The sequence below is a fragment of the Albidovulum sp. genome (genome assembly GCF_049646345.1).
Lineage (GTDB): Bacteria > Pseudomonadota > Alphaproteobacteria > Rhodobacterales > Rhodobacteraceae > Albidovulum.
In genome coordinates this window covers 1-2,008 of the sequence record NZ_JBARVQ010000301.1, presented here as the reverse complement: position 1 = coordinate 2,008, position 2,008 = coordinate 1, and the positions used below count along the sequence as shown (strand labels likewise).

Annotated in this window: 3 protein-coding genes; all 3 read left to right on the top strand. The window is 63.2% G+C overall.

Annotated features, from left to right (window positions below; genetic code table 11):
- Nucleotides 1–441: YybH family protein (locus WBB85_RS07635; protein ID WP_432638027.1), on the top strand; the 441-nt coding region annotated here is incomplete at its 5' end.
- 187 nt (nucleotides 442–628) lie between these two features.
- A complete protein-coding gene (locus WBB85_RS07630; RefSeq protein ID WP_432638026.1) occupies nucleotides 629–1,048 on the top strand; it encodes a DUF6484 domain-containing protein in 420 nt (139 codons plus the stop codon).
- Between the two features lie 23 nt (nucleotides 1,049–1,071).
- On the top strand, nucleotides 1,072–2,008 hold a 937-nt coding region (locus WBB85_RS07625; RefSeq protein WP_432638025.1), incomplete at its 3' end, for a hypothetical protein.

Sequence of the window (2,008 nt, the reverse complement as noted above, 5' to 3'; positions counted from 1 at the left end):
TCCATTGCCATTGCTGCCGCCGCGTTTCTGGCCCTGCCCGCCCAGGCGCAGGACGAACAGCCGGACGTCACCGCAACGGTTCTTGGCCTGACGAACGCCATAATGAAGGGCGATGCGGCAAAGGCGGTCGGGTTCTATACCCCCGATGCGGCGGTGATGTTCGAGCCCTCCACCGCCACACGCGGAACCGATGACATTCAAGCCGCCTATCAGGGCTTTTTGTCGATCCATCCCGACATTGCCTATACCGGCGATCATCAGGTGATTGTGGTGGGCGATATCGCACTGCATATCGCGCCGTGGGAGATGACCGCGACCCTGCAGGATGGCGCTGCGATCAGGGATGGCGGTCTGTCGGTATCAGTGTTGCGGAAGGCTGGGGACGGAAGCTGGCGCATCCTGATCGATGATCCTTATGGTGCCGGACGGCAGCAAGACTGACCCGCCCCCCCGGTGAACATATCGGCGTTTGCAAGGCGGATCGCGCCGGATTTCGCCGATATGCCCCGCCTTTGTCATTCCGGCGGTATCAGAGGACAGCCCCTCATACGCAGTGCCACTCAACGAAAGGGTTGCCCAAAAGGCAATTCGGCCGCACTCTGGTTGTACTCAGCAGGAGGTGATCGCGATGCTGACTGATCGTGTCGACGGGGTTGTCATCGGTCTTCTCGTTGGCTTCGAAGAGGGCGCGCCGCTGGTTGTATTCGCCGGAAACCAAAAGGATCATGCGATAGCGGCCCGCAGCCTGACAAAGCTCGACCGGAATGCAATCGGCGGTCAGGTCGCCCTGCTGTACGAAGACGGCGACCGCGCGCGACCGCTGATCATCGGGAAAATCGTCGATCCGATTGCGGATGAGGCCGCCCCCACAGTCGTACGCGACGGTGATCTGGTGAAGATCGAAGCCCGCGAACGGATCGAACTGCGCTGCGGCAAGGCGGCCATCGTGATGGACAAGGACGGGCATATCACCATTCGCGGCACCTATGTCGTCAGCCATGCATCCTCGGCCAACCGGATCCGGGGCGGCTCCATCAGTCTGAACTGACCCTGTCAGGAAGGAAGCAAGGGATGCTGCAAGGCATCGTGGACGAAATTGTGCGGGAACATGTGCAACTGGCGGCCTTCCAATGGGCGCAGCACAGGACGCTTTCACAGGCCTATCCGCCGGATCAGGCTGCGGCCGGGGATATCGATGCCCGGCTCCGCGCAAATCTGGACGCGATAGAAATTGCGGGCGATGCCGCCTGGCCCTTCATCCTCGATCAGTTCGAAGATTTCCCCGAAGCAGGGGAGCTTTTCGTCGCGGCCTATCTCGCCATGGTCCGAGGCGACCGAAGGCGCATCGATCAAAGTCTCTGGATGGCCCATCAACACCCCCGCGCGCGTTCCGGTTTGGCCGGGGCGCTCGCATGGTTCCCCCCGGACCTCTCCGCGCCGACGGTCCGGCGCATGCTTGATGCCGAAAGTGCGGTGCAACGGGCCGTGGCGCTTGATGTCCTTGCCGCGCATGGGGCCGATGCGGGGCACCGACTGGTCGGCTTTCTGAAGAATGCCTCGGCCATGGTCCGGGCATCTGCCTGCACGTTGGCGGCTGCGACCGGACGTGCGGATTGCGCCGCCGAAATTTCCAAACACGCATCCGCGCCTGACCCCGACCTGCGTCTGGCCGCAGCCTCTGCACTGGCCCGGCTGGGCCGGACCGATGCCGCATTCGTACCGCTCAAAACCGAGATCGAAGGCGGCGGACCGCACAGCCTGGCCGCCCTGAGGCGGCTATCGGAGACCTCCGAGGCAACCGATTTCCGCACCTATCTGGGCGATCTCTACCAATGCGGCAATACCCGTTCGCTCGCGGTCCGCGGCATCGGCATGACCGGGGACCGGGGCCACCTCGACTGGCTGATCGGGCAGATGGAGGTGCGCGAAACGGCAGTCGCGGCGGGGGAAAGCTTTCTGGAGCTGTTTCCGGAGGCGCTAAGCGAATCGGCACTGTTTACATTCGCCG